The sequence below is a fragment of the Niallia sp. WK069_GA_01 genome (genome assembly GCF_983173855.1).
This window is the reverse complement of record NZ_OZ470138.1, coordinates 285,973-301,600: the sequence shown is the minus strand read 5'-3', so window position 1 is coordinate 301,600 and position 15,628 is coordinate 285,973. Positions and strand designations below refer to the sequence as shown.

The 15,628-nt window shown below is 34.5% G+C and carries 11 protein-coding genes and 1 other annotated feature (1 of these 12 cut by a window edge); of the genes, 6 read left to right on the top strand and 5 right to left on the bottom strand.

Annotated elements, in window-relative coordinates; genetic code table 11:
• Positions 1–205 (bottom strand) — a binding site (T-box leader); it reaches 61 nt to the left of the window's first position.
• A gap of 228 nt (positions 206–433) precedes the next feature.
• From AC5LWL_RS01485 to AC5LWL_RS01465, 5 genes are all read left to right on the top strand, one after another.
• Positions 434–1,606: a processed acidic surface protein gene (locus AC5LWL_RS01485; protein ID WP_493432692.1), complete on the top strand. Its 1,173-nt coding sequence runs from the start codon at positions 434–436 to the stop codon at positions 1,604–1,606.
• 3 nt (positions 1,607–1,609) lie between these two features.
• Complete coding sequence (gene srtD, locus AC5LWL_RS01480; RefSeq protein ID WP_493432691.1) at positions 1,610–2,272, top strand: class D sortase, LPxTATN-specific; 663 nt, start codon at positions 1,610–1,612, stop codon at positions 2,270–2,272.
• Positions 2,273–2,619: 347 nt separating this feature from the next.
• A complete protein-coding gene (gene guaC / locus AC5LWL_RS01475; protein WP_493432690.1) occupies positions 2,620–3,603 on the top strand; it encodes a GMP reductase in 984 nt (327 codons plus the stop codon).
• A gap of 210 nt (positions 3,604–3,813) precedes the next feature.
• The gene (locus AC5LWL_RS01470) at positions 3,814–4,674 is read left to right on the top strand and encodes a PH domain-containing protein (RefSeq protein WP_493432689.1); all 861 of its coding nucleotides are present in this window, start codon (positions 3,814–3,816) and stop codon (positions 4,672–4,674) included.
• Positions 4,675–4,926: 252 nt separating this feature from the next.
• Positions 4,927–5,154 carry a ferredoxin gene (locus tag AC5LWL_RS01465; RefSeq protein ID WP_493432688.1) on the top strand — a complete coding sequence of 76 codons (228 nt, stop codon included), beginning with the start codon at positions 4,927–4,929 and terminating at the stop codon, positions 5,152–5,154.
• Positions 5,155–5,421: 267 nt separating this feature from the next.
• Here AC5LWL_RS01465 and ypfJ read toward each other — a convergent pair whose 3' ends face one another.
• Entirely contained in the window at positions 5,422–6,267 is an 846-nt protein-coding gene (ypfJ, locus tag AC5LWL_RS01460) for a KPN_02809 family neutral zinc metallopeptidase (protein WP_493432687.1), read from the bottom strand.
• A gap of 271 nt (positions 6,268–6,538) precedes the next feature.
• Complete coding sequence (locus AC5LWL_RS01455) at positions 6,539–7,213, bottom strand: YczE/YyaS/YitT family protein (protein WP_493432686.1); 675 nt, start codon at positions 7,211–7,213, stop codon at positions 6,539–6,541.
• 571 nt (positions 7,214–7,784) lie between these two features.
• Between AC5LWL_RS01455 and AC5LWL_RS01450 the strand changes: the two genes are divergently transcribed.
• Positions 7,785–8,939: a SpoIIE family protein phosphatase gene (locus tag AC5LWL_RS01450; RefSeq protein WP_493432685.1), complete on the top strand. Its 1,155-nt coding sequence runs from the start codon at positions 7,785–7,787 to the stop codon at positions 8,937–8,939.
• A gap of 714 nt (positions 8,940–9,653) precedes the next feature.
• Here AC5LWL_RS01450 and AC5LWL_RS01445 read toward each other — a convergent pair.
• From AC5LWL_RS01445 to AC5LWL_RS01435, 3 genes are all read right to left on the bottom strand, one after another.
• The gene (locus tag AC5LWL_RS01445) at positions 9,654–10,511 is read right to left on the bottom strand and encodes a CheR family methyltransferase (RefSeq protein ID WP_493432684.1); all 858 of its coding nucleotides are present in this window, start codon (positions 10,509–10,511) and stop codon (positions 9,654–9,656) included.
• Positions 10,512–10,516: 5 nt separating this feature from the next.
• The gene (locus AC5LWL_RS01440; protein WP_493432683.1) at positions 10,517–13,288 is read right to left on the bottom strand and encodes a CHASE3 domain-containing protein; all 2,772 of its coding nucleotides are present in this window, start codon (positions 13,286–13,288) and stop codon (positions 10,517–10,519) included.
• 689 nt (positions 13,289–13,977) lie between these two features.
• On the bottom strand, positions 13,978–15,234 hold the full coding sequence (locus AC5LWL_RS01435) for a DUF445 domain-containing protein (protein WP_493432682.1): 1,257 nt from the start codon (positions 15,232–15,234) through the stop codon (positions 13,978–13,980).
• Positions 15,235–15,628 lie beyond the last annotated feature (394 nt).

Sequence of the window (15,628 nt, the reverse complement as noted above, 5' to 3'; positions counted from 1 at the left end):
TCTACCAGTACTTGAGATTTCTCTCGTTATACTGTTGCACAAATAACGGGTGCTTCCGTAGCAATTTAAAAAATGGAGAACCATTTACTTCAACCGCTCGACTCCAAGACCATCTTCCAACTCTACTATCCACTACCTGCTCCCACCTGCCCAGGCTCTCTGTTAAGCTTCATTTCGAGTGTACTCTTCTTTTCTTCGTCATTTTATTATTGTTTCATTCTGGTAAATCTGTGCATTAATCATGCCATGTTAGTAAGTGTTATGTCAATACTAAAAATATTCAAACTTATAAAATATTATTTTGCTCTTTCATCTACCATTATCTACTAAAAAAATATTTTTTTAGGAAAATATTTTTGTTTCTAATTCTATTTTTTCCACTTATAATAAATTAGGAATATACACTACACTATATAAAGCTTAGGGGGAAACAATGAAACGCTTACTATATCTTTTTTCTGCTATTATGATTGGATTTAGTTTTTTACCTATTACAACTTTTGCAATCGAATCTACTGACAAAGATTTAGATGGATTTCTAAAAAACATTAGCTGGGATAAACAAGAATATATTAATTATCTTAAAAGCAAAGACTGGGAATTAGATGATTTTGACTCTATTGATGAACTAGGAACTCCACTTACCGAAGAAACGATACTTCCTGTACTCCAGGATTTTGATTTAACTCGGGAAGAATTAAATGCTCTTCTTACAGAAAATGGAGATATTGAAAAAGGACAAGATGTGTTAGAAGGCAGCTCTATTCTTTTTAGCGAAGAATTATATGATTATATCGATTTTTATTTAAACGGAGCAGAAGGAACGCCGATTGATGATCTTAATTTGCAAACTCTTCTAAATAAATATGGATACAAGTCTAAAGAGGAGCTGGAAAAGTTTCTACAAGAATATGATGATTCCATTGGAAACTATGAATATATCGAGGATCTTGAACTTACCGTAGATTACTATCAAAGCGGCGGTGATAAATTAGACGAGGAAATGGACAATTTGTTAAATGCCTTACAATTAACAGATGAAGAGCTGGAGAAACTATTTGCTCATTTTGAAAAGCTTGATCGTGAAAATCCTGTTTTTGCAGACCAAATGATGGCTCTTAGTGAACGAATGATGGCATTTGGATCATTCGATTCCGCTGATGATCTTTCTGCTGAACAAATTGCTGAGCTTTTATCTATTTCCAATAGCATGCTCCACACCCTTCAAATAACACCAAAGTATTACCTTATACAGGACGGCAAAAAAACACCAGTCACTCCTGATGCATTAATGACAATGGATCTAAAAAAAGGAACAAGTTTATTAATTGAAATTTACAATAACGAAGGCGAATTTCTAGCAGATATTTTGTTAACTGCCGATATGTTTGGTTCTGAAATGATTAAAGAAACAGGAAAAGACATAAAAGAAGTAGAGCAAGTAATAACCAATACTCCTGCAAAAGCGAAAACGCTTATGACGACAGTAAAAGGTGGAAAACTTCCAAATACTGCTTCGGATTATTTACAAAATACGATTATTGGACTAGCCTTTGTTGCCGTTGGACTCTTTTTATTTAGACGTATTCTTGTTAAAGGAATGTAACAAATGAGAGCAACTAAAAAAAGGGGAAGAAGTAAAACGAAAAGACGTTTTCTTCTTCTTTTCTTATCTGCTTCTATTGTTTTGTTTGGTTTATGGTTTACTGGCACAAATGCTTATACGTATTTAAAAGGCTACTTTTTGTTTAAAACAGAACAGGTACAAGAAGTGGATGCATCGAAACAATTCAATAAAAACATAGAAGAAGTAAAACCAAAAAAGGAAGAAGTGCAATCCCTGTATGATAAGCCTCCAAAAACAGGGGAGAATATTGGAGAGCTGATCATTCCTAAGCTGAAAGCTACCCTTCCTATTTTTCATGGTACTGATGAAGAGGAATTAGCAAAAGGTGTAGGACATTTTGCAGGAAGTGTTTTACCGGGGGAAAAGGATAATACCGTGCTTTCCGGTCATCGAGACACCGTATTTCGAAAACTTGGAGAAATTGGGAAAGGCGATCTTTTAACAGTTAAAACATCTGCTGGCGCCTTTACGTATAAAGTAAAAAAGGTGAGGATTGTCGATAAGGATGATCGAACCGTTATTGTACCAAAACCAAAAGCAACTTTAACTGTTTCAACCTGCTATCCATTCCACTATATTGGAGATGCCCCAAGACGATACATACTTGTGGCAGATTTGGTTTCTTCTGATTTAACGAGAAAATAATGAATTATACGTTTAATAGTATTTTAAAACCTTGTCCATATTACAAAACTGGACAAGGCTTTTTTAGTATCTAACCATTTTTAAAAGAAATAGAATGGTCAACGATCTTCAAGTTCAATCCTAATATATAAAAAGAAATACTAGTGCCGATTCCCCCTCTATTTAGATACTTTTTATCTGTATAACGATAAAAAAATCCCTTTAAGATACAAATTCACGAACCAATCGTTATTTCTTTACATAAATAACAAAATCTTTGACATACTGATAAAAATGATGTACATTACCAAAGGGTCGAACATTTTTATATAAACATCTTTAAATATTCGTGTTTAGGAGTGTAAACCATGGAAAATGTATTTGATTACGAAGATATTCAATTAATTCCAGCAAAATGCATCGTAAATAGTCGTTCTGAATGTGATACAACTGTAACATTAGGCAAACATACATTTAAGCTTCCTGTAGTACCTGCAAATATGCAAACCATTATAGATGAAAAAATCGCCCTGTACTTAGCAGAAAACGGTTACTTTTATATTATGCACCGTTTTCAACCAGAAAAAAGAATTTCCTTTACAAGAGATATGCAAGCAAGAGGTTTCATTGCCTCCATTAGTGTTGGCGTTAAAGACGAGGAATATGGATTTATCGAACAATTAGCTGCAGAGAATCTTATTCCAGATTATATTACAATTGATATTGCACATGGTCATTCCAATGCAGTAATTGAAATGATTAAGCATATAAAAAAATACTTGCCTGCTAGTTTTGTGATTGCTGGTAATATAGGCACACCAGAAGCAGTAAGAGAATTAGAATACGCTGGTGCGGACGCAACAAAGGTTGGCATTGGACCAGGAAAAGTATGTATTACAAAGATAAAAACTGGATTTGGAACTGGTGGCTGGCAGCTAGCTGCATTACGCTGGTGTGCAAAAGCAGCCAGTAAACCAATTATTGCAGACGGCGGTATTCGTACACATGGTGACATCGCTAAATCCGTTCGTTTCGGAGCTTCCATGGTGATGATCGGCTCCCTATTTGCTGGTCATGAAGAATCTCCAGGGGAAACTTTTGATAAAGACGGAAAGCTTTATAAAGAATATTTTGGTTCCGCCTCAGAATTCCAAAAAGGGGAAAAGAAAAATGTGGAAGGCAAAAAAATGTTTGTCGAGCACAAGGGTTCTCTTCAAGATACACTGACAGAAATGGAGCAAGATCTCCAATCCTCTATTTCTTACGCTGGAGGAAATAAGCTAGAATCTATCCGAAACGTTGATTATGTTATAGTGAAGAATTCCATTTTTAACGGAGATAAAATTTATTAATATCGCTAATATATTCATTCTTTAAACATGAGCAAAGATACTTAATCGATCATCTGCTCATGTTATTTTTTTATAAATATTCCGTATTTTCTGTTATTAATAAGTGACAAAATCCCATATAACCATTATACTACCAATAAATACTCCTAGAACCTCCTTATCGCCATCCTTCCTTTTTTCAAAATTCAATAGAAAGCTGGTTGATTTATTATGAAGAATTCTCCTTATTTTTTAAGCAGCAGTAGACATTCAAAAGAAATTAGCAGTGAAAAAAGTATCTCTCCAACCAAGATAATAAGGCTTCGCCCGATTGAAAGTCCACAAGATCGTAAAAAGCTCCTTAAAAAAATTCAAATTAGCTCTCATTTCAACATGCGCTTCAGTGCCCTTTATGAATTTTATGGTGATGATTTAATTGATTATAAACAAGATCATTTTTCAGATTCAACCTGTAATGAATTTCTACGTATTTTCTCCCGTTATATGACCGATTATTTAAAAGAAAAAACTCCTTCCTCTTGGGAAGAATGCAAAGAAGCTTTTTGGGAAAAGTTGATTCTTCTTTATTTTCCTCTGTCTATAAAAATAACTCCAAATATAAAAGAAACAAAAAAATTCATATCCGAATTGCAAAAATTCACTCAATGGCTCGATCATCGTGCTAATACGAATTCCGCTGAAATAATAAGCAAATTTAACAAAGAATTCGATGAAATTAACAGCTGTGAATACCTTCTCAATCACCTCATTTTAACCAACTACCCAAATATCCACCAAAAAAATTGGGATTGTGAAGATGATTTTATAGAAATGGATAAAGAATTTTTTAAATTTACACACTCAATAGACGGATTATTCGTAGTAACTAGTATTATTTTTGATACAGTTGGACTAACCGAAATAGATACTAACCAAATATATCATTTAAAAGGTTTGCCACTTCATTTAATGGAACGTGGAATGATTTTACATGGCATAATTGGCAAAAAAACAAATGATATGTTCTGGAAATGGCATCAAACGGAAAGAATTTATCCACAAAGTGCAAAAAAATATTTTTTGTTCGTATAAAAAGAAAAGCAAGAGATCCTAGTCTCACAGTCATACAACTAAAAGTTCCTTTTTTAATCAGCCAGTATATGACTAAAGCTAGACACTCATCAAATTTAACATTTTATGCTTACTCAAACAAAAAACAGAATTTTTTATATTTTTATAACATTCTTTAAAATTGTCAAAAAAAAGTCACAACTACTAAATTAAAACCATTTAAATAAGGTTTACTATTATACTATACCCCTTAATTTGAAAGGAGAAGTTATAATGGATAAATTTACAATGGTTGAAAAAGATACTTGTATCGCATGTGCAGCCTGTGGATGCATCGCTCCAGATATCTTTGATTTTGATGAGGACGGACTTGCTGAAGTTATCCTTGATAACAATACAGGTACGGTAAAAGTAGAAAAAGAGATGCATGATGAATTAATGGAGGCAAAAGACAGCTGTCCTGCCCAATCAATCAAAATAGAAGATAAGCCTTTTTTATAACCTTCTTTGACTCTAAACAAAACATTTATAAGGAATATTGGACTTTACTTACTTATCTATTGCATATAAAGAGTATGTGCTAAGCCTCTTTCTCAGCACATACTCTCTTTTCCAGAATCCCTTTTAATCAGGAGAATTTATGCATATATCGAGTATCGTACAAAGATCGATAGATGGAAAAACAGTCAAACAACATATTATCAAGTATTCAAGGACAAGGACTGTTCGCATTTTTCTAGTCGTTTTGCATGCTAATATGGACAAGTTTTATAAATTTTTACTACTAAAAGTATCACCATCTTCTATTTTCCCTGATTGGAATCCTTTGTAAAACCAACGTTTTCTCTGTTCCGAAGTTCCATGCGTAAAGCTTTCAGGCATTACATATCCCCTCGCTTTCTTCTGCAGAGTATCATCACCTACTGCTGTCGCTGCTGTTAAGGCCTCTTCTAAATCTCCTTCTTCAAGCAAGTCCATTCCTTGTGCATGATTTGCCCACACTCCAGCAAAATAATCTGCTTGCAGTTCAAAACGAACAAGATATTTATTAAATTCTTCCTCACTTAATTTCGAGCGCAGTGGCATAATTTTATCCGATGTACCAAGAAGCGTCTGCACGTGATGGCCAACCTCATGTGCAATCACATATGCCATTGCAAAATCTCCAGGGGCCTGAAACTTATCTTGAAGCTCTTGATAAAAGCTAAGATCAATGTAAAGCTTTTGATCTCCAGGACAATAAAATGGACCAACTGACGATCCAGCTGTTCCACAGGCAGAATTAACGCTTCCTGAGTATAAAACCAAGGTTGGCTCTTTATAGGTTAATCCGTCTTTCCGAAATTCTTCCTTCCATACTTTTTCCGTGTCAGCAAGAACAACAGATACAAATTGAGATAGCTCTTTCTCTTGTTCTGTTTCTTGATAAGATGTGTTGCTGTCTGAATCTGTCATTTGCAAGTTATTCAATAATTCGCTTGGATTACCGCCAAACAATGTAACAATTAGGACAATTACTAGGCCAAGTCCTCCTCCAACAATCCCTTTTCCGGCCCTTCCCATTCCTCTTCGATCTTCTACATTTGAACTTCCTTGCCTGCCTCTCCATTTCATCGCAAATCCTCCTTTTTATTCCTTTTATTTATGTACCATGCAGCAATATACTAATCTTTATACCCCTTATCGGCAGATGTTAGCCTTGAAAAAAGGTAATGCTTCTGTCCATTAACAGTACCATTGCACTTTCAAAAGGAAGATATCTTAAACATGAACTTTGATTCCAAAACGAGAAGAGTGTCCCAAATACAACTTAGTGGGACACTCTTTATTTCATAATAGAAAATAATCATCCTTTTATATTCCATATTGAAATTCATTATCCATATTATGACTCGTTATGTTTCTTTTTTCCCCAATACGGTTCGAATTGAACAATTTGTCGATTATTTAATTGAATCGTACGATCAAAAAAATGGATGAAGAAACCAAGAAACATAAAACTAATAATTGTACCAATATTGATTCCATAAATTCTGTTCTGAACTATTCCAAAAGCACCGCTTATGCAAAGCGGGATGCCAAGACTTATAATCTCTGCATAGATGACATTCCCATTTAAATATTTATGTCTTAAAATATTCAAAAGATCATCACATGGATGAAAAACAAGGTCGACTCTTAAATAGATGGAAACTGCCGCACCAATCATTAAAATACCAACTATACATAAGAACAAGCGAAATGAAAAATGATTAAATTCGACATGTTTCATGGAGAATAACCATAAATCAATAATATATCCAAAAGAAACCAAATAAAGAAAATTAAATAGATTCTTTATTTTATTAAATTTTCGTCGAAGCAAATCATCGATGACAAGTACAATACTGCCGATCATAATAGTTGCGGTTCCAACTGAAATTCCAAGGCCCATTGAAACATTTAAACTTGCGGCAGTCCACGGAGCTGAGCCTAAAGCTGCTTTAATGGTAAGTGCATTTCCAAGAGCATTCAGAACAATAGAAAAAATCAACAAGATAATTCTTATACTGATTTTCATCTACAGTTAACCTCCTTTCGATGCTTTTTTAATTATTTACACCTATATGTGCGTGTTCAAAAAGGAGGATAAAAAGGACCGAGAAGTTCGAGGCGTCGTAACTTTGAGCATCAGAACGTATGGTATGGATACGTGAGAAGCGGAAAAGGAAGACAACGAAGAAATTCGATGTGTCATTTTTACCGGACTTTTTGAACAACCTCTATATAATTAAATAGACTCTTTTACCTTTATGCAAACGCAAAATTGGTAAAAAATATTAGGCTACTCTGAAAAGAGGGTTTCTCAGGTAGAATACACTTCGCTGCGCTGCGGGGTCTCGCATTCCCGCGGGAGTCTTCATGTATGCTGGCTGCTCCCAGCTTCAATATATCAACGAACTTAATCAAACTGCCTATTTTCATGTGCCATGATGCAAGATTTTGTAAAGATAATAAAATACTACTATTCATATTTTTTTTGTATAATAAAAGAATCGGAAATATATTTCAATAAATGGTCTTGAGCGTTTTATTTTAACTAGATACTAGTTTATGAACCGTTGATATTCAGACAGAATAAGGGAATAATCATGACTATTCTTATGGTAGATGACAATTCAGTCAATCTATTCGTAATGGAAAAAATATTAAAAAGTGCAGGTTATGATAACTGTGTTTCACTCACATCTGCTTATGAACTATTTGATTATTTACAGCTAGATGCTCAGAATCCAATAGGTGAATCGATTGATTTAATCCTGTTAGATATCATGATGCCTGAAATAGATGGCATTGAGGCTTGTAAAAGAATTAAACAAAATAAAAGATTAAAAGATATTCAAATTATTTTTGTTACAGCACTTGAGGATAAAAATAAACTGGCAGAAGCATTGGATATAGGAGGGGTAGACTATATTACAAAACCACTTAATAAGGTGGAACTTCTAGCCCGAATTCGTGTTGCTTTACGTCTAAAAGCTGAATTAGATTGGCATACCCAGCATGAGAAGAAAATACAATACGAGCTGGATCTTGCTACTCATGTTCAAAGAAGCTTATTAAGCACCCCTTTAAAAGAAAATAATATCCAAATCGACGTTTCATACCTTCCCTCCTTTAATTTAGCAGGAGATATGTATTATTGGCATAAAATTAATGATCACCGCTATGCAATTATGCTTCTTGATATGATGGGACATGGAATTTCTGCTTCACTTGTTTGTATGTTTATTTCATCCGTTTTGCGCGAAGCCATTAAACAGCTCGTTGAACCTGAGCTTGTAATTCAAGAATTAAATCGCTATATGACATTGCTAAAAAATGAAAAAGAAGATCTCCCTTATTATTTCACTACCATTTATTTAGTGGTTGATACAAAAAATAATACTGTTGAATATGTAAATGCAGGTCATCCTCCTGGATATATGCTGATTGATGGGGAGGAACTAGTTCCATTAGATCACGGAAGCTGTGCAGTCGGCTTTTTTGAAGAGATAAAAATAGAAAAAATGGTAAAAACATTTAATCACGATGTGCAAATAATTTTATATACCGACGGGGTTCAAGAAGCTATGGGACCCTGCGATTTAGAATCAGATAAACATATCCGTACTATAGCCTCCCAAAGACTAAATCATACTCATTCTCTGATCGACGTTCTTTTGACAAAGGAACAGCAAAAGGAACAGCCAGATGATATGTGTGTCTTAATGATTCAAGCTCAATCAGAAAATGTAAACGTTTAGTAAGAAAAGCGATGGCTCCTTGTTTACTCCCGAAGAAAAATGTTCTCCTGACTCAAAAAGTGTTTTTTACTTTTAGAGTCAGGAGGTTATACTCACTGAGGCTAGGCGCTGACCGGCGAAGCTAGACACTCTCCACACTTCAAAGTTTTATGCGTTTTTACCGTTTGAAAAACAGAGACTGAGACATACAAAATAGATAATAGATAAAGACGAACATTCTCTAATTTAGCACGTAAATGGTTACTTCCCTATACTGGTTATTTAATCTAGTTAAGTATAAAAACTAGGTTGTTCCATTGCGCTACAGACACTCGCTTTCCACTGGGCTACGCTTGAGCTGCTACTTGCGGGGTCTCAGCCTTTCCTCCACTTCCCGCAGGAGTCGAGTATCTTCCGCTCCATTTCACTTCGTTTTAAAGGCTATTTTCTAAAACCTAATTCTTTTACCAAGAAAAAAAGGAAAAAGATTGGACAATGGAGCAGCCTGCATACACGTAGACTCCAGTAGAATTAGCGCGAGCCCCACGGAAAACGAAGTGTATGCAGGCTGCGGGTGATTACCACAAACCTTCTTTTTTACATGAGTAAAAAACCCAAACAATAATACGAAATATTTTTTACATTTTCGTATCATGGTTCGGGTTTATCTTCGGCTGGAATACTTATGTCCCAGCTTCGTTTTTTGCACAAAATGCAGCAAAAACAATCTACTATTTAATAAACCTTCTGATAGATTCGTTCTTTTCCTATTAATTCTTTATAGCGGGACATTACGTCTACAAAACGAAGTGTTTCCTTATCCCCTAAACCAAGAAAGCCCTTTTGACTTAAGCTTTCGTAAAATAACTGATGGACCTGACTTTGCAATGCAGGAGAAAAATAAATGAGTACATTTCTACATATAATGACGTGAAATTCATTAAATGACTGATCTGTTACTAAATTATGCTGTGCAAAAATAATATTTTTCAAAAGAGAAGAATGAAAATAAGCGTAATGATCGTCTGTCTTATAGTATTCTGAAAAAGCATTTGTCCCCCCAGCAAGCATATAATTTTTAGTATATGCCTGCATTTTATTTAGAGGGAATGCGCCTTGATTTGCTTTTTGTAAAACATGTTCATTCATATCGGTTGCATAAATCACTGTTTTATCGATTAATCCTTCTTCTTCTAACAGTATAGCCATTGAAAATACTTCTTCACCTGTTGCACATCCGGCATGCCAAATACGAATTTCCTGATAATCCCGTAATTGTGGGATGACCTCTTCCCTAAATGCCTTAAAGAAACTCGGATTACGAAACATTTCTGTTACGTTAATAGAGAAATCATTCAGAATCTGTTCTAAAAAGGTTTCTTCATGAATAATTTTTTCAATCATTCTAGAAATTGTGGGGATGCTATCCATTTTCATTCGATAATAAACTCGCCGAGAAATAGAAGATTTATTATATTGACGAAAATCAAAGCCCGATAAGCGATAGATACCCTCTAACAATAAATCAATTTCTATGTTTGTATGTGGATTTCCCTCTAGTTCTTGCTCCAAATTGAAGGATGGGTGTTCCATGACCTTTAACCTCCCTGCTTTACTAACCATACTCGCAGAACAGAATATAATTGGTCTAAATCCAATGGTTTACTAATATAATCAGAAGCCCCTGCTTCAAGACACTTTTCTCGATCATTTTTCATTGCTTTGGCTGTTAAAGCAACAATCGGTAAATCCGTAAGCATCATATGCGTTCGTATTCTTCTCATTGTTTCATACCCATTCATATGAGGCATCATGATATCCATTAGAATCAAATCAATATCTTTATTTATGCTCATAATATCTAAGCATTCTTGTCCATTTTGTGCTACAAACACATTCATCCCTTTTTTATCAAGGGTTGTTTTTAATGCAAATATATTTCGATAGTCATCATCAACAATTAATATATTTTTCCCTTGAAAAACATCTTTTTCTTGTAAAGGATGGTCTATTCCAATATGTTGCTCCTCATTATCCTCTTCTTCGCTCTTCACCTGTATATCCGTAACTGCTGCTTCTTCATATGCTCGCTTAATATGATTTCTCTCCGAAACCCCATGTGGAAGACTAGGAATAAGGAATGTAAACACACTTCCCTTCCCCTCCTTGCTTTGAAGGAATATCCATCCGCCAAGCAGTTTTACAAATTCTTTACTGATAGACAAACCGAGACCAGTTCCTCCATATTTACGAACGGTTGCACCGTCTGCCTGCTGAAATGTTTCAAAAATAAGCTTATGCTTATCTTTTGAAATACCGATGCCAGTATCTACTACCGAAACTTCCAGCCATTGTGAGCTGATATTTTGCATCGTTTTTGTTAATTCTTCCTTTTCCACTTGTTTTATATTTAACGAAACAGACCCATTTTCTGTGAATTTAAAAGCATTAGATAATAAATTTCTTAGAACTTGCTGTAGTCTTTTCTCATCCGTATAAAAAATATCACTCACATTGTCTGCTTTTGTAATCGTAAAGTCTAAATTTCTTTTCTTGGCAATTGGAGCGAAGTTTCTTTCCATTTGCAAAGGGAGTTCTCCTATGTTCACTTCACTGAAGTGAACGTCCATCTTCCCAGCTTCTACTTTAGATAGATCCAAAATATCATTAATTAAGGATAGTAAATCCTTTCCTGATGAGTTTATAACCTTTGCAAATTCCGATTCTTCCGACGTTAAACGATTATTTTCACTCTCAGCCAACATTTCTGATAAAATTAATATACTGTTAAGAGGCGTCCGCAACTCATGCGACATATTTGCCAAAAACTCTGACTTATAATTAGAATGAAGTAAAAGTTGTTCCGCATTCATTTCCAGCTCTTTTTTTGCCTTTTCAAGATCCTTCGACTTAGCCTCAGCCTCTCTTGTTCTATCTTCCAACTGTTCATTAATTGTGAGCAATTCCTCTTTCTGCATTTGCAACTCTTCCGATTGCGATTGCAACTCTTCCGATTGTGTTTGAAGCTCTTCGGATTGTACCTGTAATTCTTCTGTCATCGCTCTTGATTCATTTAATAAACGTACAATTTCCATACGTCCTAAAATACTATTAATTGTTAATCCAAATGTTTCAGTAATTTGCTTTATCAATTCTACTTGTAATTCGGTGAAATCTGTCATCGTCGCTAGCTCAATAACAGCAATAACCTCTTCTTCAAATAATACAGGGATAATTAAAATACTCTGTGGCTGCACTTCTCCAAGCCCTGTAGCAATTACACGATAATCACTTGGAATTTCCTTATACGTAATTATTCGTTTTTCCACAGCACATTGTCCAATTAATCCTTGTCCCAATTCAAAGCTTGCTCTTCCTACATCATTTCCAGAATCTGCAAAAGATGCTTTTTTAACAAAATCAAACTTTTTATTATTTTCTTTTCTTATATAAAAAGCTCCAAAAGACGTCTGAGTCATCTTAGAAATCTCTGAAAGGAATACATCAGCCAATCTCTTAATAGAGGAAATCCCTTGATTTTTTGTGAAAATTTCCGCAATATTCGATTGAATCCATTCTCGCTTTTCGATGTTATCTAACAGTTCATTCGTTGCATTGGCAAGAGCATTTATCTCGTCATTTGTTTTAACCTGAATCCGTTCTTTAATTACCCCTTCAGAAGCAGCCATTTTTTTAATTGCCTGCGTAACCTCTGTAATTGTTCTAACAATGGATCGCGAAATCTGATTGGCAATCATACTGGAAATAATTGCTACTAATACAAGTATTCCAAACAAAGCAATTGTTAGATAACTATTTTTATTATCCAACCCCTCTGCTTTTTCTCGGGTGGATTCTTTCTCAATGGAACGAAAGGAATCGAACTGTTTTCGCATTGCTTCTATATCCTTATGACCAATATCCGTTTTAAAGAATTCTTGAATTTCATCCATTTTATTGTCTTTTTTATATTGAATAGTTGGTTCTCCAGCAGTTGCTATCCAGTGTTCCATCGTTTCTTTTATTGTATTTAAATTTTTCTGTTGGTCTGGCTTATTCTCTAATAACTGATAAATCTGCTCATAAGCCAACTTCCAATTTTCCTCTGCCTTATAATATGGTTCTAGGTAGCTAGAGTCTCCTGTAATAATAAAACCACGCTGCCCTGTTTCCATGTCCAGCATATATTTTTCAATACGACTGGTGAGGTCATGTATTTCAGAATCATGATTAATAATAAAATTTCTTTCCTGTTGCAAAGACTTAATTTGATTATTTAAAATGATGACAGACGCTAGTAAGCAAATAATTATAATAATGTAACCAAGGATAATCTTAGAACGTATACCGAATTTCACGTTACTTCCCATTAGGTGCCCGCCTTTACCTTTCATTTAATTATATTAATAGTATAGTATTTAAAGCTAAATTGGAATATGAATAACTTCTGTTTATTAACTACTTTAAGTATAAATAAACTCTAATGATTCGAAGCTAAGCTTCCCTATATTTTATTTTATCAGAATAGTAATAAATAAAATATATAAGATAATAGAAAGATACTTATTTTTACAGAACAAAAGGGCAAACTCCTTGAACAGCTCAGAAGAAAACCCTATACGGGGTTATTTATGTTTTTTAATCAAGTTAACTCAAACTTCGCACCTTCAAATTCGTTTGCAAGTCTTGATATTACTCGGTTTAAGAACAATAAAATGGGAGGTTTGTTTTTTATTATGGGGGTTGCTTTCCACTACGGGTTGCTTCGCTTTCCGCGGGGTGGGAGGTGCGAGACTCCTGTGTGATTAGCGGGTTAGATGAGACCTAAGCAGGCGCCTGTGCCGAGGAGGCTCATCGCACGCCCCACGAAAAGCGAAGTGTATGCAGGCTGCGGGTGATTACCACCAACCTTCTTTTTTACATGAAAAAAACCCGAACAATGATAAGGAATATTTTTACATCTTCGTATCATAGTTCGGGTTTATCTTCGGCTGGAATACTTATGTCTCAGCTTCTTTTCTTGTATTTATTTTTTACAGGAAGTATCAATTTCAAAATTTTATACAAATGCTTTAAATATAGTTAAGATGATACCAATTATAAAACCACAAACGGCTCCATTCACTCTAATCCACTGCAAATCTTTCCCTACATTGTTTTCCATTATATCGATAAGCGTTTTATTATCCAATTTTTCTAGATTTTCTTTTACAAGAACCCCAATTTTAGAATGGTTTTTCTCGATTAAATAAAAAATTTGTTTTTGAATCCAATTTTCTATTTGATTGATTTTTTCAGGGTTTTCTTTTATTTCATCTAGGAAGTTTTTAATAAATGAAAGTACATATTGATTTATAAATGCTTTATCATGCGCTAAGAGAATCAGTTTATGCTGGAATTGCTTTAAAATTGCTGTAATTTGATCCGCTGCACTCCAACTATTCACTGTTTCCTCTAACCAATTATTTAGATCATCCACTAACTCTTTTTTATCCTGAATACTATTCAACTCTTTGCGAATGCGTGAAAGAATCAAATGCCTGTATGGATTATCAGCCTCACGCAAGAGAACAATTCTTTTAAGAAGAAATGGCTGAAGTATATTCCCAAGTTTTTCTGCGTTAATTAAATTGTTGAATGAATGAAGAGCCATTTTTAAAAATCCATCAGCTTCGGTATTGTCTAGCATTTGTTTTGCCATTACACCAATTTTGGCTTTTGTATCATCCTTTTCTAACCACTTCTCCGTCTCCACTAAAACGTAATCCAATCCCTTTTCATCCAACTTTCTTTTCAAAACCTGATTTACAATGGATGAAAGAAAATTAGTCACATCTAAAGAAAGAATATATTTCTTTAACTCTTTTTCTATAAACGGAGCAATTTTTTCAGGATTAACATAGGTAATCGCTTGATGAAGAATGGACTGAATCCCTTTATTAAATTTATCTGATTCCAATTCCTTCTCTACAGCCTGCATTAATTTGTCCGTCATTTTAATTTGTTTGATCTTTCCTTGAATGCTTTCTTTTGTCAGCCAATCATTTTCAAGAATGGAGACGAGAGCCTTGATCATTTTATCACGGTTTTTTGGAAGTAATGCTGTGTGTGGAATTGGAATGCCAAGAGGATGACGAAAAAGAGCTGTAACAGCAAACCAGTCTGCCAACCCTCCAACTAGTCCTGCCTCAAAGCCACCTTGTAACAACCGACCAATAAGTGTGTCTTGAAAAGGAATGCTTATGAGAAATCCTGCTCCCATAACTCCTAATGAAATTTTTGCAAAGTATCTTGATTTTTTTTCTTGTTTCACCATCGTAGCTTCCCTCAAATATTCGTTTTGTTTAACTATACCATAAAATTCTCCATGTTTACCCTGAAAATAGGTGCACTCTTAAATAGTCCCAAGTCAGACTACATTTCGCTTTCCATAGGGCTACACTTGTTCCTCCTCGGAGCTAAAGCTATGTGCTATCATCTCACCTGTCTCGCAATTCCCATAAGAGTTTTCGTATATTTTGACTGCTCCCTGCTTGAAGCATAAACAATAAAACAAATTAGAAAACAGCTTAATAATAGTATAATGATAGACCAAGTTGCTTCTTTCCTTATTTAACCTATAATCTTAGTTTATCCTTTATACCGAGGAATAAACAACTCTCCGCTTCTGAAATGCTGAAGATAAACGGAATAACCTATAGCTGTTTTTG